The sequence below is a fragment of the Pseudomonas sp. LD120 genome (assembly GCF_009861525.1).
Taxonomy (GTDB): Bacteria; Pseudomonadota; Gammaproteobacteria; order Pseudomonadales; family Pseudomonadaceae; genus Aquipseudomonas.
Genome location: NZ_WVHL01000005.1, coordinates 3,091,724 through 3,117,207 on the forward strand (window position 1 = coordinate 3,091,724; position 25,484 = coordinate 3,117,207).

25 protein-coding genes and 1 pseudogene are annotated in these 25,484 nt (G+C 64.4%); 10 read left to right on the plus strand and 16 right to left on the minus strand.

Annotated elements, in window-relative coordinates; genetic code table 11:
* Positions 1–5: 5 nt before the first annotated feature.
* From PLD_RS28605 to PLD_RS28615, 3 genes are all read right to left on the minus strand, one after another.
* Entirely contained in the window at positions 6–941 is a 936-nt protein-coding gene (locus PLD_RS28605) for a phytanoyl-CoA dioxygenase family protein (protein ID WP_159898046.1), read from the minus strand.
* Between the two features lie 119 nt (positions 942–1,060).
* Positions 1,061–1,471 carry a hypothetical protein gene (locus tag PLD_RS28610; protein ID WP_256674803.1) on the minus strand — a complete coding sequence of 137 codons (411 nt, stop codon included), beginning with the start codon at positions 1,469–1,471 and terminating at the stop codon, positions 1,061–1,063.
* A 106-nt stretch (positions 1,472–1,577) separates the two neighbouring features.
* Positions 1,578–3,080: an MFS transporter gene (locus PLD_RS28615; RefSeq protein WP_159898048.1), complete on the minus strand. Its 1,503-nt coding sequence runs from the start codon at positions 3,078–3,080 to the stop codon at positions 1,578–1,580.
* Positions 3,081–3,235: 155 nt separating this feature from the next.
* Between PLD_RS28615 and PLD_RS28620 the strand changes: the two genes are divergently transcribed.
* Both PLD_RS28620 and PLD_RS28625 read left to right on the plus strand, forming a co-directional pair.
* Positions 3,236–3,880 (plus strand): TetR/AcrR family transcriptional regulator, encoded by a 645-nt coding sequence (locus PLD_RS28620; protein WP_159898049.1) that lies wholly within the window; start codon positions 3,236–3,238, stop codon positions 3,878–3,880.
* A gap of 15 nt (positions 3,881–3,895) precedes the next feature.
* Positions 3,896–4,270 (plus strand): hypothetical protein, encoded by a 375-nt coding sequence (locus tag PLD_RS28625; RefSeq protein ID WP_159898050.1) that lies wholly within the window; start codon positions 3,896–3,898, stop codon positions 4,268–4,270.
* A gap of 28 nt (positions 4,271–4,298) precedes the next feature.
* Here PLD_RS28625 and PLD_RS28630 read toward each other — a convergent pair whose 3' ends face one another.
* Genes PLD_RS28630 through PLD_RS28660 form a run of 7 tightly spaced genes read right to left on the minus strand, consistent with a single transcriptional unit; the run spans position 4,299 to position 10,649 of the window.
* The gene (locus PLD_RS28630; RefSeq protein ID WP_159898051.1) at positions 4,299–5,711 is read right to left on the minus strand and encodes an ATP-binding protein; all 1,413 of its coding nucleotides are present in this window, start codon (positions 5,709–5,711) and stop codon (positions 4,299–4,301) included.
* Positions 5,708–6,370, minus strand: coding sequence for a response regulator (locus PLD_RS28635; RefSeq protein ID WP_159898052.1), 663 nt, complete (start codon positions 6,368–6,370; stop codon positions 5,708–5,710). Before PLD_RS28635 ends, PLD_RS28630 begins: the two co-directional genes overlap by 4 nt.
* 22 nt (positions 6,371–6,392) lie before the next feature.
* On the minus strand, positions 6,393–7,037 hold the full coding sequence (locus PLD_RS28640; protein ID WP_159898053.1) for a tetratricopeptide repeat protein: 645 nt from the start codon (positions 7,035–7,037) through the stop codon (positions 6,393–6,395).
* Positions 7,034–7,843, minus strand: coding sequence for an SDR family oxidoreductase (locus PLD_RS28645; RefSeq protein ID WP_159898054.1), 810 nt, complete (start codon positions 7,841–7,843; stop codon positions 7,034–7,036). The genes PLD_RS28640 and PLD_RS28645 overlap by 4 nt, the downstream gene beginning before the upstream one ends.
* Positions 7,830–8,504: a TenA family transcriptional regulator gene (locus PLD_RS28650; RefSeq protein WP_159898055.1), complete on the minus strand. Its 675-nt coding sequence runs from the start codon at positions 8,502–8,504 to the stop codon at positions 7,830–7,832. The genes PLD_RS28645 and PLD_RS28650 overlap by 14 nt, the downstream gene beginning before the upstream one ends.
* Positions 8,501–9,982: an AMP-binding protein gene (locus PLD_RS28655; RefSeq protein ID WP_159898056.1), complete on the minus strand. Its 1,482-nt coding sequence runs from the start codon at positions 9,980–9,982 to the stop codon at positions 8,501–8,503. Before PLD_RS28655 ends, PLD_RS28650 begins: the two co-directional genes overlap by 4 nt.
* Complete coding sequence (locus PLD_RS28660) at positions 9,972–10,649, minus strand: thermostable hemolysin (RefSeq protein ID WP_159898057.1); 678 nt, start codon at positions 10,647–10,649, stop codon at positions 9,972–9,974. The genes PLD_RS28655 and PLD_RS28660 overlap by 11 nt, the downstream gene beginning before the upstream one ends.
* A gap of 211 nt (positions 10,650–10,860) precedes the next feature.
* Here PLD_RS28660 and PLD_RS28665 point away from each other — a divergent pair, with 211 nt between their 5' ends.
* Positions 10,861–11,412, plus strand: coding sequence for a cytochrome b (locus tag PLD_RS28665; RefSeq protein ID WP_159898058.1), 552 nt, complete (start codon positions 10,861–10,863; stop codon positions 11,410–11,412).
* 142 nt (positions 11,413–11,554) lie between these two features.
* On the opposite strand, the gene PLD_RS28670 is transcribed toward PLD_RS28665, so the two are convergent.
* The 4 genes from PLD_RS28670 to PLD_RS28685 all read right to left on the minus strand — a co-directional run bounded on the left by PLD_RS28670 (position 11,555) and on the right by PLD_RS28685 (position 16,935).
* The gene (locus tag PLD_RS28670) at positions 11,555–12,595 is read right to left on the minus strand and encodes a DUF6602 domain-containing protein (protein WP_159898059.1); all 1,041 of its coding nucleotides are present in this window, start codon (positions 12,593–12,595) and stop codon (positions 11,555–11,557) included.
* A 17-nt stretch (positions 12,596–12,612) separates the two neighbouring features.
* Positions 12,613–13,719, minus strand: coding sequence for a DNA alkylation repair protein (locus PLD_RS28675; protein ID WP_159898060.1), 1,107 nt, complete (start codon positions 13,717–13,719; stop codon positions 12,613–12,615).
* A 322-nt stretch (positions 13,720–14,041) separates the two neighbouring features.
* Positions 14,042–15,865, minus strand: coding sequence for a monovalent cation:proton antiporter-2 (CPA2) family protein (locus PLD_RS28680; protein ID WP_159898061.1), 1,824 nt, complete (start codon positions 15,863–15,865; stop codon positions 14,042–14,044).
* Positions 15,866–16,044: 179 nt separating this feature from the next.
* Positions 16,045–16,935 carry a LysR family transcriptional regulator gene (locus tag PLD_RS28685; protein ID WP_159898062.1) on the minus strand — a complete coding sequence of 297 codons (891 nt, stop codon included), beginning with the start codon at positions 16,933–16,935 and terminating at the stop codon, positions 16,045–16,047.
* A 169-nt stretch (positions 16,936–17,104) separates the two neighbouring features.
* Here PLD_RS28685 and PLD_RS28690 point away from each other — a divergent pair, with 169 nt between their 5' ends.
* The 4 genes and pseudogenes from PLD_RS28690 to PLD_RS28705 all read left to right on the plus strand — a co-directional run bounded on the left by PLD_RS28690 (position 17,105) and on the right by PLD_RS28705 (position 22,341).
* Positions 17,105–18,187 (plus strand): 4-oxalomesaconate tautomerase, encoded by a 1,083-nt coding sequence (locus PLD_RS28690; RefSeq protein ID WP_159898063.1) that lies wholly within the window; start codon positions 17,105–17,107, stop codon positions 18,185–18,187.
* Between the two features lie 41 nt (positions 18,188–18,228).
* Positions 18,229–19,553 (plus strand): annotated as a pseudogene (gene dctA, locus PLD_RS28695) (C4-dicarboxylate transporter DctA).
* 139 nt (positions 19,554–19,692) lie between these two features.
* Complete coding sequence (locus PLD_RS28700) at positions 19,693–20,997, plus strand: CitMHS family transporter (RefSeq protein WP_159898064.1); 1,305 nt, start codon at positions 19,693–19,695, stop codon at positions 20,995–20,997.
* A gap of 90 nt (positions 20,998–21,087) precedes the next feature.
* Positions 21,088–22,341 (plus strand): OprD family porin, encoded by a 1,254-nt coding sequence (locus PLD_RS28705; RefSeq protein WP_159898065.1) that lies wholly within the window; start codon positions 21,088–21,090, stop codon positions 22,339–22,341.
* A 5-nt stretch (positions 22,342–22,346) separates the two neighbouring features.
* Here the strand turns inward: PLD_RS28705 and PLD_RS28710 are convergent, their stop codons facing one another.
* A complete protein-coding gene (locus tag PLD_RS28710; protein WP_159898066.1) occupies positions 22,347–23,366 on the minus strand; it encodes a M48 family metallopeptidase in 1,020 nt (339 codons plus the stop codon).
* A gap of 27 nt (positions 23,367–23,393) precedes the next feature.
* Entirely contained in the window at positions 23,394–23,993 is a 600-nt protein-coding gene (locus tag PLD_RS28715; protein ID WP_159898067.1) for a LemA family protein, read from the minus strand.
* 191 nt (positions 23,994–24,184) lie between these two features.
* On the opposite strand from PLD_RS28715, the gene PLD_RS28720 reads away from it, so the two are divergent.
* The 3 genes from PLD_RS28720 to PLD_RS28730 all read left to right on the plus strand — a co-directional run bounded on the left by PLD_RS28720 (position 24,185) and on the right by PLD_RS28730 (position 25,461).
* Positions 24,185–24,616, plus strand: coding sequence for a DUF4265 domain-containing protein (locus PLD_RS28720; RefSeq protein WP_159898068.1), 432 nt, complete (start codon positions 24,185–24,187; stop codon positions 24,614–24,616).
* Between the two features lie 22 nt (positions 24,617–24,638).
* Entirely contained in the window at positions 24,639–25,046 is a 408-nt protein-coding gene (locus PLD_RS28725) for an Imm10 family immunity protein (protein ID WP_159898069.1), read from the plus strand.
* A 76-nt stretch (positions 25,047–25,122) separates the two neighbouring features.
* A complete protein-coding gene (locus PLD_RS28730; protein WP_159898070.1) occupies positions 25,123–25,461 on the plus strand; it encodes an FKBP-type peptidyl-prolyl cis-trans isomerase in 339 nt (112 codons plus the stop codon).
* Positions 25,462–25,484 lie beyond the last annotated feature (23 nt).

Here is a 25,484-nt window from a genome sequence, read left to right on the forward strand (position 1 = left end):
CTGGATCAGAGAATCGGCCCGCAATGGGCCGAACTGCGGATCGGTGCACCGGGCTTGATGTCGACGAACCGCGAGCCGTAGGACAGCGGGTTCAGCGGGCCGCCGTCCAGGCCCATGCCCAGGCCACCGGCGCTGCGGGTTTCACCGTCCTGCAGCGTTGGATCAAGGCAGGCCCGCCAGTCCAGCAGGCGCAGGGTCACGGCCTGGCGCCGTTCCAGGTCGCCGGCCAGCAAGGGGCTGGAGCGGTGCCAGAGGTATTTGCTGAACAGCAGGGCGTCGCCGGGCTCGAAGGCCTCCTCGGTGCGTTGTGCCTCGAAGCTGTCGGTGAGCAGCCCCGGTGTGCAGTAGGTCTGGCGCAGGTGTGCGGAAAATTCATCGATGGCCTCGCCGCGCGCCAGCTTCTCGGCCAACAGGCGCGAGAACTGGAAGTTCGCCTGGGCCGAGAATTGCGACAGCGGCACCCAGGCCATGCCACCACCCTGGCGCTCGGGGCGGATCGGCTGCAACGGCATCCACAGACTGAAGGCCGGGTCCTGGGGGCGGATGTAGCGAAAGTTCAGCGAGTCGTAGTGCCAGGCAAAGCCCGAGCGTCCCACCCCCAGCTCGAAGCTCTGTGCCTCGCTCATGATCAAGCGGCAGCCGGTGAGGCGGGTCAGCACCTGGGCGAAGGCCGGTTGCCGGTAGAGGCGTTCGAGGATGCCCACCTGGGTCACTCGGTGGGTCAGGCGGCTGAAACCGTCGCCATGGGCCGAGGTGCCCGAGGGGGCCGGGCGCAGTTGGCTGTTGGCCAGCTCGCGCAGTTGCAGGATGGCCGCTGGTGTCAACAGACTGCGCAGTTTGATGAAGCCACGCTCCTTGAAATGCCGTAGATCGTCCTGGTCCAGACGTAGCGGGTTGACCAGGGCAGGGGCGGTGTCAGGCAGGAGCGGTGGCAGGTTCACAGGGGTATTCCATTACCAGGGGACAAGGCCCTTGAGTATGGACAGCACGCGTTGGGTCGGCAGGCTGGATTCGACCTCGAACAACGTTTTTGCGACATTCGCCCGGCACGCCCGGTGCCTCAGTCGTCAGGCCGGATGTAGCGATCCTGGGTCTGGATGAAGGCATCGAAAGCCCGGGAGTTGTAGACCTCAAGGCAAGCATGCAGCACCACCTTGTCGCGCCTGTATTTGCTGCTTCCCGAGGCCTGCTCATAGGCTTGTGCCACGTAGTCGCTGGTGGCGGTGTAGGGGTTGTGCAGGGTTTTCAGGGTGTCTTCGTTCTGCAGCACGTTGTACAGGCCTATCCCCAGCACGCCGTACATGCCGACGGCGTGGCCGACGTCCCGACGCAGGGCAGAGGGTTCCGGGAAGCGCTGGGCCAGGCAGTTGGCCAGGCCGTAGTTCTTCAGGGATTGGCGGGCAGCGTCGACCTCACTGGTGGCCTGGGCCGCGCTGCAGGCAGCGGCCAGCGATAACAGCAGTGCGCTCATCCTTTTCACCCTTGCCGCTCCTCGATCCAGGCATCCGCCCGTGCGGACGGCAGCCGATGGTCGGCGGTGCCACGGGGCTTGTCAACGAGCCAGCCTGGCACCGGGGCTACCGGCAAGCCTCGGTGGCAGGTTCGTGAGCCGACTGCCGGCGAGTTCCCAGCAGCACTCCCATGGCCAGTAGGCTGGCGCATCCGGCCAAGGCCATGGCCAGACGAAAGCCGCTGGTCATGGCGACGCCATAGAGTTCAGCGAACAACGGGTTGTGCAGCGGCAGGCGGTGTTCGTTCACGGCCTGGTGCGCCAGTTCGGCAGCGCCATTGATGCCGGCCGCTGCAGCGGTCTCACTGAGCACCTGCACCGCCCGGGCGCTCATCAGGCTGCCGAGCAGGGCGATGCCGACGCTCATGCCGGTCTGACGCAGGGCGTTCATGCTGGCCGAGGCGATTCCGGCGCGTTCCGCCGGTGCGCAGGCCATTACCAGCAGCCCGGTGGCCGGTACCGCCAGACCCATGCCCAGCCCCAGCAGGCCGAACAACGAACCCACCCGCCAGTAGGGCGTGTGGGCGTCGAAGCCGGCCATGGCGCTCAGGGCCAGGCCCACCAGGCCATAGCCGCCGACCATCAGCCAGGGCAGGGGGAGGCGCTGGTGCAATTGGCCGAAGAGTATCGATACACAGCCTGTGCACACGAACTGCGGGAGCATCCGCAGGCCGGTGTCGGCGGCGGACCAGCCCTGGATCTGCTGCAGGAAGATCGAGAAGAAAAACAGGCTGCTGTAGCAGGAGAAACCAAGGATGAACGATGCCAGGTTGGCCACTGCGAAGGGGCGCAGGCGGAACAGCGCGAGTGGTACCAGGGGCCGTTGCACTCGACGCTCCACCTGAATCAGAGCCAGCAGCGCCAGGGTCGACAGCAGCAATGAAGTGAGCGCCCCGGGGCTACCGAATCCGTCTTCGCCGGAGGCGATCAGCCCATAGGTCAGGGCCCCGAGCCAGAGCACGCAGAGGATCTGGCCCAGGGGATCGAGTGCGGCGTGCTGGGGATGCTTGCGTTCGCTGATGCCCCAGCAACCCAGAACCAGGGCCAGTAGGCCAATGGGCAGGTTGATCAAAAAAATGCTCTGCCAGCCCAGCTGCTCCAGCAGCAGGCCACCCAGCAGTGGGCCGAGAATCAGCGCCAGGGCGCTGAAGGCCGACCAGCCACCGATCACATGGGCCCGTTGCCGGGGGGCGGGAAAGGCATGGCTGAGGATCGGCAGCGCCCCGGGAATCAGCAGGGCCCCGGCCAGTCCTTGCACGGCACGCCCGGCCAGCAGCAGCGAGAGTTCTTGGGCCAGGGCACAAAGCGCCGAGCCGAGGCAGAACAGCAGTACCCCGAGCAGCCAGCAGCGCTTGTGGCCGAAGCGGTCCCCCAGTGGCCCCGCCGACAGCATGAACGCCGAGAGGCCGATGGCGTAGGCATTGACCACCCACTGCAGGCCGCTGAGGTCGGTGGCCAGACTGTGTTGCAAGGTCGGCAGGGCGACGTTGACGATGCTGATGTCCAGGGACGCGAGAAAGGTCCCGAGGTAGGTGGCGGCCACCAGGGCAGGGCGGCGATAGCGATCCATGAGGCGTCTCCCGCAGGTTCTTGAATGAGCTTTCGGGGCGAGCATAGTGTTTTGACTGACCGTCGGTCAATGGGAAGTGACATGTATTCTCAACTCTCTTTCTTCCGGCAATTGCCCTAGACTGTCGGCCTTTGTCGAGCAGCTCGGATTCGTTCATGAGTGTCAAAACCTCCCCGCTTGCCAAGCGCGCCAGCCCGTCGCGGCCGCGCACCAAGCCGGCTGAAGTGCGCCTGGAAGAGTTGATGGCCGCCGCCGAAGCCTTGTTCCTCAGCCAGGGCGTGGAAGCCACCACTATCAGTGAAATCGTCCAGCGCGCCGAGGTGGCCAAGGGCACCTTCTATCACTACTTCGATTCCAAGAACGACATGCTGGTGGCCCTGGGGCAGCGCTATACCCAGCGCTTCCTGGCGCGTCTGGAGGAGGCGGTGAATGCCTGCCCCGAGGATGATTGGGTGGCGAAGGTTTCCTGCTGGATCGGCACCAGCGTGCAGGCCTATCTCGACACTTACCGCCTGCACGATATCGTCTACCCCAACCACCATCACCACGACCGCGGTAACCCGCAAAGGAACGCGATCCTTGCGCAGTTGCAGGGCATCCTCGAAGGCGGCCAGCGCGCCGGCTGCTGGTCCCTGGCCCAGCCGGGGGTGATTGCGTCGCTGATCTACGCCGGTGTGCACGGAGCCACCGACGATGTAATCGCCGCTGGCGAGGACGATGCTCGGGCCCTGGCCGAGGCCATTGTCCAGGCCTGTTTACGCATGCTGGGCCTGCAACCCCGTAGACGTTTGCGCGGGTAAAAGGAACGACCCCCAGTGAAAAAAATCCGACCCATTCTGGGTGCCGCACTGGCGGCGTTCCTGGCGTACCAGGCCTATGCCTCGTTCTATTACGGCAAGCCGTATCAGGGCCGCGACTACAGTCCCGACCAGGCTTTCTACTACCAGAAATACCGTTTGTTCAGCTGGCGCACCTGGATTCCCAGCATGACCATGCCCGGTGATGGCGACAGCTCTCGGTACAGCGTTGGCGGCTACCTGCGGGTGTTCAAGGCCGACGGCACGCTGGTGGGGCGGTCCTATGACGGCTGCATTGCGGTGGTGGAAGTGTCCTGGTACGACGATGCGGTGGGCGGCTTCGGCTGCAACGAGCACTTGATCGTGCTGACCGCGAAAGCCAAGGTGGACTGAACGCCCAGCCCTGGCACAACCCCATGGGCTATTGCCCGCGCTGCGGCATCCAGGCGCTGCTCAGTCGCGACCGCTGATTGCAGGGAATCGACAAGGTGGCGCGCAGGCCGCCCTGGGGCAGGTTGTCGAGGTTGATGCGCCCGCCCAGGTGGTGCGCGATAACGCTGACAATGGTCAAGCCCAGGCCGGCGCCGTGGGCGTTGCCGCGACTGTAGAAACGTTCGAACAGACGTTCGCGTTCAGCCTCGTCAATGCCGGGGCCCTGGTCCTCGACGCTGAGTTCGAACTGCTCGCCGGCCTGGCGCAGGCGCACGTTGATCACGCCGTTGGCCGGCGAAAAATTCACCGCGTTGCTGATCAGGTTGTTCAAGGCGATATCAATGGACGCGGCTTCGGCGCGAATCGGGTAGTCACGCTCATCCACGTCGAAGGACAGCTCCAGGCCCTTGCTCAGCAACCAGGGGGTCAGTTGTACCAGGCTTTCGCGCACGGTCTGGGCCAGATCCACCGACTGAGTGTGGTGCTGCTGCGCCTTGGGCTCCAGGCGTGCCATGGTCAGCAATTGGTTGACCAGGCGTGCGGCGCGGTCGACGCCCAGGAGCAGGGATTCCAGGGAGGCGCGGCGTTCTTGTTCGGTGCCGGCCTCCAACAGGTTCTGCGCGTGCACCCGCAGGACTGCAAGGGGGGTACGCAGCTCGTGGGCGGCGTCGGCAATGAAGCGCCGTTCCCGCCCCAGCACTTCCTGGATCTGCGTCAGCATGCGGTTGAGGGCGGCCTGCATGGGTTCCAGCTCGCTGGGCAAGGGCTCCAGGTGCAGTGGTTCCAGGGAGCCGCTGTGCCTCGCCCTCAGGGTCGCGGCCATGTTGGCCAGGGGGCGCAGGCCCCAGCCGATGGCCAGCCAGATCATCACCGTCAGCAGCAGGCTGCCGACGATGTTGGGCCACAAGGTGTGACGCATGATGCGCCCGACCAGATCGCTGCGAATATCCACCCGTTCGCCAACCCAGATCCGCAGGCCGCTGTCCTGATCGTCGAGGATGAATGCGCGCCACTGGCGGTCGCCTGCGTCCCGTTCATTGCTAAAGCCCGGTTCCAGGGGCGGCACCGCCAGGGCTGGCGCGCTGGTGGTGCGTACCAGCAGGCTGCCTTTGCGGCTCCACACCTGGAACGCGATCTTGCTTTCGTAGGGGTGGCCGTCGACCTGGGGTATGGCCTGGCTCAGCGCCAGGTTGAAGGCGTGGTACAGCTGGGCCTGGTCGGTGCTGCTGTTGGGCATGCGCATGATGCCCAGCAGCAGACGGGCATGTTGTGCCAGTTGGGCATCGTAGACTTCGTCGATCTCGTGATTGCTGTCGTGCAGGTTGAAGGCGGTGAGAATCAGCAGCCCCGCGAACAGCAGGCCGATGATCAGGGTCAGGGTGCGCCGACGGATCGAACTCATCGGCGCTCCTCCACCAGATAGCCGACCCCGCGGATGGTGCGGATCAGGTCGGCGGAGAACTTCTTGCGCAAGTGGTGGATGTGCACTTCCAGGGTGTTGCTTTCGGCTTCTTCATTCCAGCCATACAGCAGTTGCACCAGGCGGTCGCGGGTCATCACCCGGCCCGGCGGCGACAGCAGTTCGTAGAGCAACTGGTACTCCTTGGGCGTCAAGGCGACCGGCTCGCCGTGGTAGTGCACTTGCTGGGTGCCGGGGTCGAGGCTGATGCCGGCGTGTTCGATCTGCACCCGGGCGCGGCCGGCGCTGCGCCGCAGCAGGGCACGCAACCGGGCCTTGAGTTCGTCCAGGTCGAAGGGCTTGATCAGGTAGTCGTCGGCGCCGGCATCCAGGCCGGCGATGCGGTCTTCGGTGGCGTCCCGGGCGGTCAGAATCAACACCGGCAGGGTCGATCCGCTGTCGCGCAGGCGCCGCAGCACCTCCAACCCGTCCAGGCGCGGCAGACCAAGATCGAGCAGGGCCAGGTCGAAGGTTTCACTGAGCAGTGCATGCAGCGCGCTGCTGCCGTCCTTGAGCCAGTCGACGGTGTAGCCCTCGCGGCTCAAGGCTTGATGGATACCTTCGCCCAGGGGCTGGTCATCTTCGATCAGTAGTAAGCGCACAACGACTCCTGTCCCGTTTCGTTCATTTGATGTTCTGGCCGACCTTGTCCAGCAACGCCTTGATTTCTTCGCGTCGGCCCTGGTCGGCCACTTCCCGGCCGGGGCGCGGGGCTGCCTGCAAGGCTTTTAGCAGGGCCGCCCGAGCCTCGCCGTAGCGATCCTGGCGGTACAGGTGGTCGCCCCAGAAGTACAGACTATCCAGACCGTCGGGGTTGTACTGCAAGGCCTGCTTGAGCAGCGCTTCGGCCTTGTCGGCGTCGCCGAAGCCGATGGGCCAGCCGGGAACGCGATCATACAGCGCGGCGAGGCTGGTGTAGGCGGAACCTTGTAGCGCCTTGGGGTTCAGGCTCAGCGCCCGTTCCAGGTCGGCCTTGGCCGCCTTGGCCTTGCTCAGGGCGCCGAGTCCGCCCTGGGCTCCGGCCCAACTGCTGGTGATGATCCCCGACCAGATCCAGGCCTCGGCCAGCGTCGGGCGCTCCTGGGTGAAGGCTTGGGTTTGCGTGGCGAGCGTGGCAAAGGCGGCCGTGCGCTGGTTGTCGGGCAATTGGTACTGAATGTGCGCCCAGCTTTGCTGGATGTTGCTCAGACGTTCCTGGTCCGCAGTATCCAGGGCCCAGGCCGGTAGGCTCAGGCAGCCCAGTAAAAGTGCGCTGATCAAGGTTTTCATGGTTCCTGATGCTCCCGTTCAGATCTGACACTGAGCCGCCGGATCAGCGGCAGATGTTTGCGCAAGCCACGGTCCACTACATTGGGCAGCAGGCTGTTGAGGCGCACGAAAAAACGCTCGGGCCAGCCCAGATACAGCTCGCGGTGGTCGCCGGCGATGGCGTGGACCACGGCGGCGGCCACGGTCTGTGGATCGTCGACATTGCTTTTAAGAGCGGCGTTCAAGGCTTGGGCCGCGGCGCTGTTCATGCGGGTCCGGGTTGCTCTGGGGGCCACGTAGAGCACGTTGACCCGAGTGTCCGCCAGTTCGCGGCGCAGGGCTTCGGAGAAGCCGCGCAGGGCGAATTTGCTGGCGCAGTAGGCGGTGTAGCCGGGGTAGCCGATGGAGCCGTAGGTGGACCCGACATTCACCACCATGGCGCTGGGCGCCTGTTGCAGCATCGGCAGCAGCAGCCGGGTCAGGCACATTGGTGCGCTGATGTTGACCGCCAGCATGGCGTTGATCTCGGCATCATCGAGCTGCTCCAGCATGGCGAAATGATTGATCCCGGCGGCGTTGATCAACAGATTGACCCCGCCAATGGATTCGGCCGCCAGCAGCACCTTGCGCCGGTCGCTGAGAAAGGTCAGGTCCGCCGAGATCCAGCACAGGCGTTCCGGGTAACGCGCCAGCAACGGTTCAAGGGGCTCCTTGTGCCGGGCCACGGCCAGCACATGGGCACCACTGGCGCACAGGGCTTCGGCGATGGCGAGACCGATGCCACCACTGGCGCCGGTCAACACCACGCGGGCTTCAGGCAGACGCATGAGCGTTCTCCCCAGCACGTGGCAAGCCGCGGAACATCTCGCTGTAGAGGTGGTAGACCACTTTCGAGGCATGGATCACCGCAGCCTGATCGGCCGGGTCTTCGAGGCGGTCCATCAGGCGCCGGTAGGTTTGCATGTGTTCGATGTCCAGCGAGCCGTGGGAGGCCAGGTAGCTGAAGGCCGTCTGTGGCAGTTGCAGACTTTCTTGAATGCTCCCGGCGGCCATGGTGGCCAGGGCGATGCTGGTGCCTTCCAGGACGTTGACCATGCCGAACAGCCCCACCGGGTTGCCGCGAGCGATCAGGTCATAGAGAAAGCTCACCATCAGCTCGATGGCCAGGGCCGGCTGGCCATCGCGCACGGCCTCGCGGTTGCCCCCGCAGGCGGCGATGTCGTTGAGTATCCACTGTTCATGGCCGTACTCCTCCTCGATGTACTCACACACCGCGCCCCGCAGCCATTCCAGGCGAGTTGGCAGGCGCGCGCCGCAGGCCATCATCAGCGGCACGGTGTGGCGCACGTGGTAGTAAGCCTGGGTCAAAAAGGCCCGGTAGCCTTCGAGGCTGACCTGGCCGACCAGGGCTTCACGAATGATTGGCAGGTTGAACAGTTGTTCACGGTCCTGGCTGGTGGCGGCTTGCAAGTGGTCAAAAAAACTCATGATGGTGACTCCTCGGAATAAACAGGGGCGCAGAGCAAGTCGCGGTAGTGTTCGACGATTGCCTCGCGACGTGGTCGGCCGTTAGCGGTGAGCAGGCCGTTGCCGGGGGTAAAGGGTTGTTGCAGGCGGGTCCAGCGATGGACTTGGGCGTAATCGGGCAGCGCCTGGTTGGCTTCGGTCACGGCGGCCGCCAGTTCGCGGTCGCTGCAGTCGGGCCGATGCGGCCAGAGCAGGGCATGGTTGTGGGGCAGGGCTTCGCCGTAGACGAAGGCTTGGGCGATATGGCTGCGCTGGGTCAGTTCGGCTTCGACCCACTCGGGATTGACGTTGCGTCCGTAGCTGGTGACAAACTGGTGCTTTTTGCGGCCCTTGAGGTAGAGGTAGCCGTCGCTGTCGAATTCACCGATATCGCCGCTGTGCCACCAGCCATCGGGGCGGCCGGTTTCGCCCAGGTAACCCAGCAGCAACGAGCCTTCGATCAGCACCTCACCATCGGCCGCCAGGTGCACTCGGACATGGGGCAGAGGCTGGCCGACGCTGCCCGGACGCTGCTCGCCAGGACGGTTGAGGCACACCACCGAGGCGCATTCCGACAGCCCATAACCTTCGTACACCGGCAGGCCCAGGCGCTGGGCCCGTTGCAGCAGTTCCAGCGCGACCTTGGCCCCGCCGACCGCGGCAAAACGCAGGTGGGCGGGGTTGAACAGGCGCTGTTCGGCGGCGCCCACCAGCAGCAGCAACAGCTGTGGCACCAGAATCAGGCTTTCGGGTTGGCGTTGGGCCAGGCAGCCGAGCAGGGTCGGCGCGTCGACCCCGCTGGCCCCCTGGATGCCCAGGGTTTTCTGGCTCGGCAGGCTGAGGGTGGCACCGGCATAGAGCGCGGCGTAGCAGCCTAGGTTTTCCAGGAGAATCCCCAGGGGCAGCAGCGCCAAGTGGTGGCGCGGGTTGCAGGAATGACTGGCGTGCTCCAGCTCCCGGGCTACCCGCAGCAGGCTCTCGGCGCCCAGGCACACGCCTTTGGGAGTGCCGGTGGTGCCGGAGGTGAAGGTCAGTTTTGCGGTCCCTGGCGGCAGGGTCGACGGTTCATCGAAGCGCCGACGCCAGAATTCGCCTTGGCGCTCATAGCCGGCGGCTTGCAGTTGCGCGTCCTGGCCGTCTTCGGCCAGCAGCAGCTCGGCGCGGCTCTGTTCCAGGCAGTGCTGGCGCTGAGCGGCGCTGAAGAAGGGCGGCAGGGTCAGGCAGGTCAGGCCCTCGAACAGCGCCGCCAGGTCCCAGAGCAGCAGTTCAGGGCCGTTGTCCAAGGCCAGGGCGAGCACCTGGATTCGCTCATCGCGCAGGCGTTGCTGCCGGTACACCACCTCGGCATACAGCGTCGCGTAGTCCAGGCGCAGTTGGTCGCCCCACAGGGCAATGTGAATGGTCTTTTCTTCGGCGTGTTTACGCAGTGTTTCCTTGAAGCGCTGGATTTCAAGCGACATGGCTGTTCTCCTCGAACGACACCGGCAGGCCCAGGCGGTTAAACATCCCCATGTTGCGCAAGTGGATGAAACCGGCGCGGATGCTGCCCACGTGTACCGATGGTTGGCTCTGGTAGTAGCTGCCCCAGTGATGACGCTCTTCACCGAGGCGCTCGGGGTCGGCGGCGCACAGGGTCAGGGGGCGCAGGCCCAGGCGATGAAAGCTGTTGACCAGACCGATATTGCCGGTGAACGCCACCCATTCCAGGTCGCCCATGGCCAGCAGCCAGGTGATGGCGATGATCGACAGGCGTGCACTGCCAGTATCGCTGGCCGCCAGATTGCCCACCTCGACGACCCCCTGGCGCTCCACCGGACGTTGGGCGGCAGTGTCAATCAAGCCCTCGATGGGGGCGTCCAGGTAACGTTCGAGAAACAGTGGGCCGCTGCTGGCCATGCGTACGCCGGCGACTGCGCACAGCGCCCCCTCAAGGTTGCTCAGGCCAAACAGCTCTGGCATGAACTGATGGATCCGGGCGCCATGCACCTGCTGGAAGCGTTGGCTGATATAGGTTTCGAAGGCGCCTCGCTGGCTGTCCTCGGGCAGGGCGCGGGCCAGGGTCATCGGAGCGTCGGCGGTAAGGCCGAAGCGCAGGGGCAAACGGATGTTCCAGTCGAAACCGGGCATGGATGTGATTCCTCCCAAGACGTGTTGGAGAGGAGTATCGGCAGGCTTTCTTAACGAAGTCTGAAGATGGCAAAAAGACATTTTTGCCATCTTCAGGTTGCCTTAAGGCAGGCACGGCAAGGTGGCGCACCCAGGCAGCGAACAGCGCTGGCTGGTATCCCCGCGACGGCCTGAATGAGTCGGGCGTCCCGAACCACCGTGAGGACTGTGTATGACTGCTGAAGCCGCACCATCTCGTTACGCGCGCCTGTCGATCCTGATGCACTGGCTGATGCTGGCCTTGTTCGTCGGCGTTTACGCTTGCATTGAACTCAAGGGGCTGATGCCTCGGGGCAGCACGGCTCGGGGCGTGTTTCTTGGCCTGCACAGCCTGTTCGGGATCAGCATCTTTGCCCTGGTGTGGATACGCTTGATGGCGCGCCTGCAGCCGCGCCCGCCAATCTCGCCGGCACCTTCGGTCTGGCAGACCGGGCTGTCGCACCTGATGCACCTGATCCTGTACGCGCTGATGATCGCCACGCCGCTGCTGGCCTGGCTGATGCTCTCGGCAGCGGGCAAGCCGGTGCCTTACTTCGAGTTCTTCCTGCCGGCCGCGCCGGTGACCGTGGACCCTGACCAAGCGCGTTTCTTCAAGCACTGGCACGAGCAACTGGGCAACGCCGGCTACTGGTTGATCGGCCTGCACGCCGCGGCCGGGTTGTTTCACCATTACTGGGTGGGCGACAACACCCTCAAGCGCATGCTGCCGGGTACCCGGCGTTGAAATACGGCGTGGCCGGCAGGCGCCGGCTTGCCAGCGAACCGTCGCGCCGCGGTCTGCCGATTCTCCACGACGTCCTCAGGATCGCTTTCGCCGGCAAGCCGGCTCCTACGGGGGGACGGTCTGTGGTGGGGGGGCGATTGCTTCAGGTCCTGGCCTTCCACAGGCCGAACTTGCCCGCCAGATCCAGCTTGGGATCACGTACCCGGGTCAGGTTGATCGCGGCGCCGGACCAGCCGCCCTCCATCTCTTCACTCAGGTGATATTTCAACAGGTTGTACTGGATCGCCGTCCCCCCCAGTTGCTGGTAGCCGATGCGTGAGGTCACCGCCTCCAGCAAGCTGGAAATCAGGTACTGCAGCGGCGTTTCGTAGGCCTTGATGGCGATGCCGTAGTCGAAGCTCTCAGCGTTGCTTTCGCGAAAGCAGGCGAAGAATTCCTGCTTGCTCATGCTGCTGGACATGGCCGTGTTGTAGCTCTGGCGACAGGCTTCGAGGTCGGCAGCGCCGGGCCGGGGCAGGGCCAGGTGGTTGTTGAGGTTCTTCAGGGTCACACAGCCCTGGGTGGCGATGACCTCGGGCATCAGGGTCACGTCCAGTTCACCGGCACGGTCGGGGAGGTTGTGCCAGGTGTTCAGGCTGTTGCGCAGTTGCTCCAGGCTGGCGCCGGGATAGCCTCGATAGCCGTACACATACGCTGGCGGCAGCACCAGGCCCATGACCGAATTCATCTGCGAGACCGTGAGGTTCTGATAGTCGCGGTCATAGATGCGCGCGCTGTACTCGTCGAGGGAATGGCGCAGCACCGAGGGCTTGAGGTTGCGCACCGACTTGCCGTTCTCCAGGGCCTCGTACAGGCTCTTTTCGTTGAGCTGGGACTTGACCTCCACGGTGGCGATCACCCCTTCGATCAGGTACACGTCGGCCGATCCGAAGGTGCGCAGCGTGGGGAAATCGTTGCGGTAGATGATCAGGTCGATCTGCTTGGAGATGCCGCCTTGGGCGTCGATGATCTGTCCGGCACCGATGCTGATGTTGCTCGGTAGAAAACGCTTGAGGACGTCACGGATGAAACTCTCCCGGGCGTCGCCAAGGACCCCGGAGTGGCTGGCGATGGTGCTGCTGACGCTGAAACTGCTTTCCAGGACCCGGGCGATGGATTTCGCCCATTTGCTGATGATTGCCACGCGGTCTTCCTTGAATGTCAGGGGATGAACAAGTCGAAATGGCTGGCGGCCAGGGGCTCGCCATTGACCAGCAACTGCACGCCATGGCGTCCGGGATAGTGACGGCGGGTGGTCAGTTCGCGGATCTGCTGGCTGCGGCCCAGGTCCACCTGGGCCAGGCCCTGCAGGGTGAAGGTCTTGAGCTTGAACACCTTGCTCGCCGTGGCGCCTGAAGCCTTGACGTAGTCGATGGCGTAATCCACCACCAGGCGCTGATCGCGCGGGCTGGTGGAGGCCAGGGTCAGGGACAGTTCGAGGCTGTCCCCCAGGCGCAAGTGCCCGGGCGCCACCTGAAAACTCTGGACCTCGACCTCGGGCCGGGCCCCGGCCCCGATGATCGCCAGGGCCCGGCGGTCGCCCTGCTTGATCAGGCTGCGCAAGGCATGACGGGCGATCCAGGCACTGTGGGGTTGCTCCAGGGGCCAGCCTTCAAGGCGTTCAAGGACCCACTGCGGGTGCTCCTTGGTGATGTCGTTGAGGTGATTGGCCACTGATTTGCGCACGTACAGGCTGGGGTCGTTGCGCAGGCGTTCGAGGATCGGCGCCGCCAACTGCGGGTCGGCCTGCAACTGTTCCAGGCGAAACGACCAGGGCAGGCGCGGACGGCTGCCCTCGCTGGCCAGGCGCCGCACGTGTTCATCGCTGTCGGTGGCCCACTCCTGCAGCACGGCCAGCGTGCGCTGGCAGTCCTGGCGCAGAAAGTGGCGCACGGCGAACTCGGATGAACCAAACCCGGTGAAGTACTGCAGGGCTTGCATGGAGCGCTCGAAATCGTCTAGGCCGAAACTGGCCACGTAATGCGGCAGGAAGATGCACACGAAGCGGCTGTTCAGGCGCGGCGCCAGTTGGCGCAACAGCTCGAGGCTGGTGGCGTAGTCCAGGTCCAGCACCTGATGCAGGCTGTCGCTGACCCGGGCCAGGCGCTGCATCAGCGACAGCTGGGGCAGATCCTGGCTGGCCAGCCGCAAGAAGGCCTGGCGCTGGAAGTCTGGATACACCGCGTGCATCTGCTCGGCGATGTGTTCCAGGCGTTCCTGGTTGAAGATCTCCTTGAGGGCGGGAGCGTTCTGCTGGCTTGAGCTCATGGGGTGTATCCGTTCAGTGGCGAGGCGGCATCCACTTTACACAACCGCTCCTGACAGAACCTGACGGTAGTCGCTCAAGCGTGCCGCGCCTGTTAGGAGCTGGCTTGCCAGCGAAGGGCGCACCACGGCTATCAGATCATTCTCCGGCGCCCTCAAGGCCGCCTTCGCCGGCAAGCCGGCTCCTACGGTGTGTCGTGCCGTGCCTGTAGGAGCTGGCTTGCCAGCGAAGGGCACACCACGGCCCTCAGATCATTCTCCGGCGCTCTCAAGGCCGCCTTCGCCGGCCAGCCGGCTCCCACGAGGTGGTGCGGGGGCAGCGGCGTCAGCGCACCGGCGGCAGCGGGCTTTCGAGCTGTTCTTCCTGCTCATCGGCCTCGAACAGCCGGGCCAGTTCGGCGCGGGCTTCCTGGGCGCTTTGTAGCACTTTGGCGGCGTCATCGTAGACCCCGTGCTGGGCCGCCAGCAGTTGTTCGTCATGCTCGGTAAAACGCTGGATCCGCGAGTCGGCCTGGGCCTGGCTGAGCCCCAGGCCCACCAGGGTCCGGCGGCTCATTTCCAGGCTGGAGTAGTAGGTTTCCCGCACGGCCTGGGCTTCCAGATCCACCAGCCGGTGCACGTGCTGACGGTTGCGCGCCCGGGCGATGATCTTCAGGTGCGGGTAGAGCTTGCGCACCTGTTCGGCAGTCTTGATGTTGGTCTCTGGATCGTCGGTGGCGATGACGAAGTACTCTGCTGTGCCTACCTTGGCCGCACTGAGGATTTCCGGGCGCATGGGGTCGCCGTAGAACACCGGTACGCCGCCAAAACTGCGGATCAGCTCGATGGTTTCCACCGAGGTGTCGAGGGCCACGAAGGGGATCTTTTGCGCCCGCAGAATCCGCGCCACGATCTGTCCCATGCGGCCCATCCCGGCAATCACCACCCGCGGGCTGTCGGCGTCGATCTGGCGGTATTCGGCGGGCATTTCCAGGGGCTTGGCTTTGGGCTTGAGCCAGCGCGAGCAGGCCAGCAACAGCAGCGGCGTGAGGGCCATGGACAAGGTAATGGTCAGCACCAGCAGGTCATGCAGGCGGGCCTCGAACAGGCCCTGGTCGCGGCCGATCTTGAACACCACGAAAGCGAATTCACCTCCGGCCGCCAGCACCACGCCCAGGCGCACCGCGCTCTCGCGATTGAGGTCGCCGGCCAGCCGCCCGACCACAAACAGCAGCGGCAGCTTGAGGCCGATCAGCAGCAGGGTCAGGCCCAGCACCGCAATGGGCGCGCTGAGCAGCAGGCCGATGTTGGCGCCCATGCCGACACTGATGAAGAACAGCCCCAGCAGCAGGCCCTTGAAGGGTTCGATCTGTGCTTCCAGCTCATGGCGGTATTCCGAGTCCGCCAGCAGCAGGCCGGCGAGGAAGGCGCCCAGGGCCATGGACACCCCCACCAGGTCCATCAGCCAGGCGGTGCCGATCACCACCAGCAGGGCGGTGGCGGTGGACACTTCCGGCAAGCGGGTACGGGCCACGATGCGAAACACCGGGCGCAGCAGGTAGCGTCCGCCCACCACCACCACGGCGATGCTGCCCAGCACTTGCAGGCCGTGGCGCAGGTCCTCGGCGCTGCTGGTGTGGTGATCGTTGCCGGCCAGCACCGGGACCATGGCGATCAGCGGAATGGCGGCGATGTCCTGGAACAGCAGGATGGCGAAGGCCATGCGCCCGTGGGGGCTGTTCAGCTCCTTGCGCTCGGCCAGGCTTTGCAGGCCCAGGGCGGTGGACGACAGGGCCAGCCCCAGGCCCAGCACGATGGCGCTGTTCAGCGATTGGCCGAACAGAAACAGCGCCACCACGCCGATCGCTGTACCGGTCAACAGCACCTGGGCCAGGCCGACGCCGAACACCGCCTTGCGCATCACCCACAGGCGCTTGGGCGACAGCTCCAGGCCGATGATGAACAACAGCAGCACCACCCCCAGCTCGGAGATGTGACTAACGCTTTGCGGATTGCCCACCAGCCCCAGCACCGACGGGCCGATCAGCACCCCGGCCAGCAGGTAGCCGAGCACGGCGCCCAGTTGCAAGCGCTTGGCCAGCGGTACGATGAGCACCGCGGCGCAGAGGAACACGACGGCGGCTTGTAGCAGGTTGCCTTCATGGGGCATCGGGGGACTCCAGCCAGAGCGGGGCGCAGGTGATCATCGAGGCTCAGCGGCGGCGATGACCTGTGTGATGTTGCCGACTTGCGCCGGGGTAAAAAAAACGACGTGGATGTTCTCAGACTGGCAGTGCAGCCTTCAAGGCACGTCGGATCTGGCGGGAGGTTGCTGGAGTGGCGCGCGAGTCAGTGCGGCCACTGCTCCAGCAGGATCGAGACAAATTTTTCCGCGGCCGGCGACAGCGATGCGCCGCGGCGGTACACCAGGCCCAGGGTGCGGTTGACCACGGGGTCGGTCAGCGGAACGCTGACCAGGGTCGGGTGATCGGCGGCGGGCATGGCCAGGCTCGGCATCGCCGAAACCCCGAGCCCGGCCTCCACCATGCCCAGTGACGTGGACAGGTGCTGCACCTCGTAGAACCACTGGGGCCGCCAGCTCAAGCCGGACAGGGCGTGGTCCAGCAGCATGCGGTTGCCGCTCAGGCGGCCAACGCCGATCAAGCGGTAATCGCTGAGTTCCGACCAGGTCACCGAACGGCGTCCGGCCAGTTCATGGTCGCGCCGGCAGGCCAGGACAAAGGGCTCGTTGACCAGTGGCACGAATTCGATGTCCGGGTGCTGGCCGCTCATCATGTTGATGCCGAAGTCCGCTTCGCCGCGCAGCACCGCTTCAAGGCCTTCGTTGGCGCTGAGGTCGAGCAGGCGGATGCGGATTTTCGGGTAGCGCTGGTTGTACAGGCGGATCACCGACGGCAGAAAGTAGAAGGCCGCCGTGGGGATGCAGGCCAGGGTCACCTGGCCGATCTGCCGTTCTGCCAGCTCACGGATGTTGAGGATCGAGTCGTCGAAATCATCCAGCAGGCGTCGGGCCTTGGGCAGGAAGTCGCGGCCGACGCTGGTCAGGCTGACCTTGCGCGTGGTGCGGTCGAGGAGGGCGGTGCCCAGTCCCTCTTCGAGCTTTTTCATGCGCCGGCTCAGGGCCGGTTGGGACAGGTGCAAGGCGTCGGCGGCTTCGTGGAAACTCCCCAGTTCGGCGATTTTCACGAAAGATCTGATGTCCTGGAGCTCATATTCCATGCGGGCTTCTCAAGGCGGGAGTCGGTGGGGCGCTGCCGGACACGATATTTAATTCATGCGCAGAACGCAATAATCCCTCTGATATTTGCATTGGAAACACTTTTTAATCCCTGACACTCTTGTGTCCAGAACATCAATTACCTCGATTGATCAACAAGAGTCAGTGTTCATGCAACGAATTCCTTGTGTGTTGATGCGCGGCGGCACCTCCAAAGGGCCGTTTTTCCTGGCCTGGGATCTGCCGGTGGCGGTGCCCGAGCGCGATGAGCTGCTGCTCAACCTGATGGGCTCCGGCCACGAGCTGGAAATCGACGGTATCGGCGGTGGCAGCCCACAAACCAGCAAGGTGGCGATCGTCAGTCCGTCGCTGCACCCGGAGGCTGATGTCGACTACCTGTTCGTCCAGGTCATGGTGTCGCAGCGTCGGGTCGATACCGCGCCCAACTGCGGCAACATGCTGTGCGCCGTCGGGCCTTTCGCGATCGAGCAGGGGCTGGTCAAGGCCACGGGGGCACAGACCCAGGTGCGGATTCGCAACCTCAACACCGGCACTATGGTTCATGCCCAGGTACAGACCCCCGATGGCAAGGTCAGCTACGAAGGCGACACCACCATTGACGGCGTGCCGGGCAGCGCGGCGCCGGTGGCCCTGACCTTTCTCGATGCCGCTGGCAGCAAGACCGGCCAGTTGTTCCCCACCGGCCAGCCTCAGGACCTGATCGACGACATTCCCGTGACCTGCATCGACATGGCCATGCCCATGGTGCTGGTGCAGGCCGCCCACCTGGGCAAGCGCGGCGATGAAACTCCGGCCGAACTGGACGCTGACGCGGAGTTTCTCAAGCGTCTGGAGAGGCTGCGCCTGAAGGCCGGCCTGGCCATGGGCCTGGGGGATGTCAGCGACAAAGTGATCCCCAAACCGGTCCTGGTGTCCCAGGCTCGGGCGGGAGGGACCCTCGCGGTGCGCTATTTCATGCCCCATAACTGTCATCGGGCCCTGGCCATCACCGGCTCCATTGGCCTGGCTACCGCCTGTGTCACCGCCGGCAGTGTGGTGGCCCAGATGCTGGGCGGGGTCAGTGAGCCGCGCCTGCAAACGGTCCGTATCGAACACCCCGGCGGTGCAATAGATGTCGTATTGTCCTACGCCGCAAACAATCCTGAGACCCTCCGCGCCTCGGTGGTCCGCACCGCCCGGCGGTTGTTCTCCGGGTACGTCTATGCGCCTGCTTCACAACGTCTGGCCGGTTAGTCGTTGCTGTCGACCCGTGTTGCATCAACACAATTCTAAAAATGGGTGATGCCATGAAAGTTGTTAAATCGCTCTACTTCCAGATCCTCTGCGCCGTGCTCCTCGGGGTTCTGGTGGGGCACTTCTGGGCCGCGCAAGCCGTGGCCCTGAAGCCCCTGGGAGATGCCTTCATCAAGCTGGTCAAGATGATGATCGCTCCCGTGGTGTTCTGCACCATCGTCACCGGCATCGCCGGCATGAGCGACAAGCGTTCCCTGGGACGCTTGCTGAGCAAGACCATGCTGCTGTTCCTGGGCCTGACGCTGATCAGCCTGTTCATCGGCCTGGGGGCGGTCTACCTGTTTGCGCCCGGGGCGGGAATGAACATCGACCCCACCCAGCTGAGCACTGTGGGGCTGTCGCAGTACACCGATTCGGCGGCCAAGCTGGGGGTGGTGGAATTCTTCATGCACATCATCCCCGAGACCTTCATTGGCGCCTTCAACAAAGGCGAGGTGCTGCCGGTGCTGTTTATCGCGGTGCTGTGCGGGTTTGCCCTGTCGTCCCTGGGCGAGCGCGGCAAACCGGTGCTGGTGGTGCTGGAGTCGGCCTCGCAGATGGTGTTCAAGATTTTTCCTACCTGATGCGTTTTGCCCCCGTCGGTGCCTTTGGCGCGCTGGCTTTTACCGTGGGTCAGTACGGCATCACGTCCCTGGGCGCCCTGGCCAAACTGATCATGACCTTGTACATCGCCTGCGGCTTCTTTGTCTGCGTCGTCCTGGGCAGTATTTGCCGGGCAAACGGCTTCAGCCTGTGGAAGCTGCTGCGCTACCTGCGTGAAGAGTTCCTGGTGGTGCTCGGCACCTCGTCCACGGAGCCGGTGATGCCGCGCATGCTGGAAAAACTCCAGGCCCTGGGCTGCCGCAAGAGCGTGGTGGGGCTGGTGCTACCCACCGGCTATTCGTTCAATCTCGACGGCACGGCCATTTACTTGTCCCTGGCGGCGATCTTCATTGCCCAGGCATGCAACATCGACCTGAGTGCCGGTCAGGTCATCACCATGCTGGCGATCATGCTGCTGTCGTCCAAGGGCGCCGCCGGGGTGACCGGCAGCGGTTTCGTGGCGCTGGCCTCGACCCTGACGGTGATTCATGACATTCCCCTGGCGGGCCTGGCGCTGTTGATCGGCATCGACCGCTTCATGTCCGAGGCCCGGGCCTTGACCAGCCTGGCCAGTAATGCCGTGGCAACCGTGGTGATCGCCCTCTCGGAGCAGGCCTGCGACCGCCAGGTGCTGTTACGCACGCTCGATGGCCAGCCGCTTGCGGATCAGGCCGCTGCCGCTGATGACAGCCCAGCGGCCACTCTGGCAAGCAAGCTCGGCTAGACCCGCCAGGCAGCACCGCTTTACCCCAAGTACCGACTCAACACCTGTGCCGGGCGCCCTTGATCGGGTCGCCAGGCGCTCGGGTGGCCGTGCGCCTGGGTGGCGGCCACGCTCATCATAAAAACAAGAGAATCGACTTATGCTCGCTTTGCTCGGCCTCGCCATGGTGGTGGTCTTCACCTTTCTGATTATGACCAAGCGCTTGTCGCCCATCGTCGCGCTGACGCTGGTGCCCATCGTCTTTGCAGTGCTCGGCGGATTTGCCGGCACCACCGGCAAAATGATGCTCGACGGTTTGAAGATGGTCGCGCCGTCGGCGGCGCTGCTGTTGTTTGCCATTTTGTTTTTTGGCCTGATGATCGACTCGGGCCTGTTCGATCCGCTGATCCGCAAGATCCTCAAGCGGGTCAATGGCGATCCGACCAAGATCGCCATGGGCACCGCGCTGCTGTCGTTGGTGGTGGCCCTGGACGGTGACGGCACCACCACCTACATGATCACCTGCGCGGCCATGCTGCCGCTGTACAAGCGCATCGGCATGAACCCGATGATCCTCGCCACCATCTCCATGTTGTCCCTGAGCATCATGAGCGGCATGACCCCCTGGGGCGGGCCGGCGACCCGAGCCATCGCGGCGTTGGGCCTGGATGCCGGCGAGTACTTTGTGCCGCTGTTGCCGACCATGATCGGCGGCGCCGCCTGGGTGGTGTTCACCGCCTACTTGCTGGGCCGGGCCGAGCGCAAGCGTATCGGCAATACCCAACTGCAAAGTGGCGGTGGCGACTGCTACATCAAGGCCATTCTCGAAGACACCCCGCACAAGCGGCCCAAGCTGGCCTACGTCAACCTGCTGCTGGTGGTGGTCATCATGACCGCGCTGGTGCTGGGCGTGATGCACTCGGCGGTGCTGTTCCTGATTGGTTTTGTCCTGGCGCTGATGATCAACTACCCGCAGCTGGATATTCAGAAGGAGCGTATTCTGGCCCACTCCGGCAATGCCATGACCGTGGTGCTGCTGGTATTCGCCGCGGGGATCTTCGCCGGGATCTTCTCCGGCACCAAGATGGTCGACGCCCTGGCGCAGACCCTGGTGGACTGGATTCCGCCCTCCTGGGGCCACCTGTTCCCGCTGGTGGTGGCACTGACCAGCATGCCGTTGACCTTTGTCCTGTCCAACGATGCCTACTACTTTGGCGTGGTGCCGATTCTGGCCAACGCGGCGGCGGCCTACGGCATTTCGCCCCTGGAAATCGCCCGGGCCTCAATCCTCGGCCAGCCGGTGCACCTGATGAGCCCGCTGGTGGCCTCGACCCTGCTGCTGGTGGGCATGGTGGACCGTGACATCGGCGACTTCCAGAAGGCCACGGTGAAGTGGGCCGTGCTGACCTCTCTGGTGATCACGGCCCTGGCCTTGCTGACCGGTGCCTTGACCCTGCTCGTCTGATTCGTTCGAAACCTCACTTTTATCGCGGCGCGCCGGCTTCAGGTGCGCTAGGCGAACTGCGCCTTGAATAACAACAACGAGAAGTCCGACATGAGCCATTTGCTGATTCGCGCAACGCTATTTTCCTGCTTGAGCCTGCTGCCCGTGGCCGGGCTCCAGGCCGCTGACTTTATCGACGACAGCAGCCTCAAGCTGCAGCTGCGCAACGTCTATTTCAACGAAAACTTTCGCGACGAACACGGCCTCAGCGCCAAGGCGGCGCGCACCGCCAAGAGCGAGCGCACCGAATGGGCTCAAGGCTTTCTGCTGGACTATCAGTCCGGATTCACCCCCGGCACCTTGGGGTTCGGGGTCGATGCCCTGGGCCTGCTGGGGGTTCGGCTCGATTCCGGTCGCGGGCGCAGTGGTACGGGGCTGCTGCCAGTACACGATGACGGTCGCGCCGCCAGCGAATTTGCCAGTGCCGGCGCCACGGCCAAGGTGCGGCTGGCCAAGACCACGCTCAAGTACGGCACCTTGCTGCCCAAGACCCCGGTGCTGGTTCACAACGATGCCCGCCTGCTGCCTCAGACGTTCCAGGGAACCCAGCTCACCAGCACCGATATCGATGGCCTGAGCGTGTCGGGTGGTTATCTGGAGCGCTTCAAGCAGCGCGACTCCAGCGATAGTGTAGGGCTGGTGCCTAACGGTTACCGTGGCGACAAGTCCGGCGATTTCCGTTATGCCGGAGCCGACTACACGTGGGGCAAGAACCTGCGCCTGAGCTATTTCCATGGCGAGCTTGAGAACTTCTATCGGCAGGACTTTGTCGGCCTACAACATGACCTGGCGCTGGGGCAGGGGACGTTGACCAGCGATCTGCGCTACTTTCGCAGCGCCGATTCAGGTGCGGCCCATGACGGCAAGATCGCCAACCGGATGCTCAGCGGCCAGCTCACCTACGTCATTGCCGGGCATGCCTTTGGCGGCGGTTATCAGCGCCTGGATGGCGAGGCCGGCTTGCCTTACATCAGCGGCGCCTCGGTCTACTCCTTCAGCAACGCCGGCATCGGCAAGTTCATCGAGGAGGACGAAAAGACCTGGATGCTCAGTTATGGTTACAACTTCGCCACTGTTGGTGTGCCCGGCCTGACCTTCAGCTCACGTTACCTGAGCGGCAGTGACGGCAAGTCCAAGACCCAGGTCGAGGAGTGGGAGCGCGACGCCGAACTGGCCTATGTGCTCCAGCAAGGTTCGTTCAAGGGGCTGGGGGTGAAGTTGCGCAATTATGTGTATCGCTCTAGCTACTCACGTGGACGCGACAGCAACCGCCTCTACATCACTTACGACATTGCCCTCTGGTAGCGCATCTACAAGGGCTTGAAGCGCCCATCCCATTGCAGGTCCAGGCGCTGGATGCGCGCCGCCAGTGGTGGGTGGGTGGCGAACAGGCGGCCCAGGCGGCCCAGGCGCAGTTTCACCCCCTGGTGAAAGTACAGGTGGCTGTACTGGGCGGCGGCGAAGGTGCGCAGGCGTGAACCGGCGCTGCTGCCGCCGATCTTTTTCAGGGCCCCGGCAATGCCCTGGGGATTGCGGGTGAACTGCACCGCCGAGGCATCGGCGAGGAATTCGCGCTGGCGGCAGACGGCGGCCCTGATCAGGTTGCCCAGCAGGCTGCCCAGGGAACCGAAGATCAGCAGGGCCAGGCCCAGCACGGCGAAAACGATCTGCCAGATGAAACGGTGGCGGTCGCTGCCCAGGTGCTGTTTTTCAGCCTGGCGCAGCACCGCGATGCCCGCCAGGCTGAACACCAGCAGGCCGTGGATCACCGCCAGCAATCGGGTGTTGAGGGGCATGTCGCCGTTGTGAATGTGGCTGAACTCGTGGGCGACCATGCCCTGCAACTCGTCGCGGTCCAGATGGACGAGGGCGCCGCGGGTGATGCCCAGCACGGCCTGCTGCGGGGTCAGCCCGGCGGCAAAGGCATTGATCGCGTCTTCCGGCAGTACATACACCGCTGGCATCGTGGTGCCTGAGGCCAGGGCCATTTCCTCGACGACGTTCAGCAGGCGCTGTTCTTCGCTGCCCCGTGGCGAGTCGTTGATCAGGCGTCCGCCCAGGTGCTCGGCGATCACCTGGCCCCCGGCCCGCAGGCGCCAGGTCTTGTACCCACTGCCCAGCAGCACCACCACGAGTATGAGCAGCGCCAATCCCGCGACGACGATCCAGTTCAGCACCTTGGGCTGGCCGTACTCCTGGCTCAACTCACGCCACAGTAGGCCCAGCCCGAGGCTGCTGAGGCTGACCAGGGTGGTCACCGCCAGGGGCATCAACAGCAGCAGCTTGAGGGTGTGGCGCCGGGCACGGGCCTGGTGTTGAAAGAACTTCATGCAAACTTCCGGGGGCAGGCGGCAGGGTTACTGGAACGACACTTTGCTGGCGTCTTGAATCTGCGCGCTGTCGGCGAATTGCAGCAGGGCGGCATCGGCCCGGTGGCCGAACAGCCCGGCGAACAATCGCGCCGGCACCTGCTGTTTGCACAAGTTGTAGTCGCTCACGGCGTCGTTGAAGGCCTGACGGGCGTAGGCGACCTTGTTCTCGGTGCTGGTGAGCTCTTCGCTGAGTTGCGCCATGTTCTGCGAGGCCTTGAGTTCCGGGTAGGCCTCCAGGCGCAGGTGCAGGCCACCGAGGACTTGGTCGAGAGCACCTTGGGCCTGGCCCAGACGGGCGATGCGCGCGCTGTCGCCGGGGGTCGCGGCGGCCGCTTGCAGGCTGTTCCGGGCACTGTTGCGCGCCTCGGCCAGGGCGGTCAGGGTCTGGCGCTCATGTTGCAGGTAGCCCTTGACGGTTTCCAGCAGATTGGGAATCAGGTCATAGCGGCGCTTGAGTTGCACTTCGATCTGGGCGAAGGCATTGCGCAGGCGGTTACGCCGGGTCGTCAGGCGGTTGTAGAGGTTGACCAGGTACAGTGCCACAGCGGCGAGCAGCACCAGGGCGACGATATCGACGGTGGCCATTGGATGTCCTTATCGGGGGGGGCAGGCGTGGGGGCGGCCATGGTAACGGAAAGGGTCCGGGCCGTGACAGACCTTTGCCCGAGCGCCATTCAAGGATTGCCATGGGCTGGCAATTCTGCGAAAAAGCGCGCGGCATGCGCCGGCCTCTAGGTCGAGCGGGCGCCTTCTATTCAATGAACCAGGGACAGGCAATGGACAAGATCATGCTCAGGTTGACGGTGGTCGACGACTATCCACCGGTTGCCAGCGAAGGGGTCTGGGCTGAGCGGCAGCCTGACGGTCTGTACCGTATCGCCAATTTGCCTTTCTATTCCCAGGACCTCTGTTACGAGGACGACGTGGCAGTCCAGGTCGAGGCCGATGGCCTGAAATGGTTCAGGCAGGTCGAGCGCAGCAGTGGCAACAGCACGCTGCGCCTGGTGTTCTTCAAGGCCGGCCGGGAACGGAGCGCCGAGGTGCTGGAGCGGATCAACACCCTGGGCTGCACCTGGGAGGGCATGAGCCAGGCCTTCTTCGCGGTCAATGTGCCGGCCTCGGTGCCGTTGGACAGCGTGCTGGACTACCTGCAGGAATGCTTTGACCAGGATTGGCTGGATTATGAAAGCGGGCTGTTGCGGCAGTGACCGCGCCAAGGAGCTAGGACCGATGAGTTTGAAATTTCATGCCAACACCTACAGTGCCTGCACCGAGGATGAAGTGCAGATCCTGGGTTTTGCTGACGACGGGCAGCAGCCCGAGCACTACCTGCTGTTGCAACGTGCCGATTGCTTTGACGAGCAGGATCGGCAACTGGGCATGGATACCTATTACGTGGAACTGGGCGGGCAGTGCGTGGCCGGCTATGGCGGCATCGAGCGGCTGCAATTGGCACCGGGGCGCTTGACCCTGCACTTCTCCCGCGACCAGGCCTGGTGCCGGGGCTTGCCTAGCCTGGAAGTCAGCTGGGACCTTGGGCTGGCCAGCGTCGAAGCGGTCGAGGCGGCGTTCGGTGAAATGCTGCTCGGCACCGACACCCAGATTCAGGTCCAGCGCGGGCCGGCCGTGCCGCAGTGATTGCCAAGCCGCGGCAATTCTGCGAAAAAGCGCGCCGCAGTCCCGTGACGGGGCCATGCTTGAACGGGAGTGAACCATGAGCGACGAATTGCAGGTGATCGATATCCAGCCGGGTGACGGCAAGGCCGTGGTCAAGGGCGCCCTGATCACCACCCAGTACCGGGGATTTCTGGAAGACGGCAGCAGTTTCGATTCTTCCTACGATCGCGGCAAGCCGTTCCAGTGCGTGATCGGCACTGGGCGGGTGATCAAGGGCTGGGACCTGGGCCTGATGGGCATGCAGGTGGGCGGCAAGCGCAAGCTACTGGTGCCGGCGCACCTGGGCTACGGCGAGCGCAGCATGGGGGCGATCCCGCCCAACTCGAACCTGATCTTCGAGATCGAGTTGCTGGAAGTGCTGACTCGGGATGATTGATCCTCGGTTGGAGGGCGGTCTAG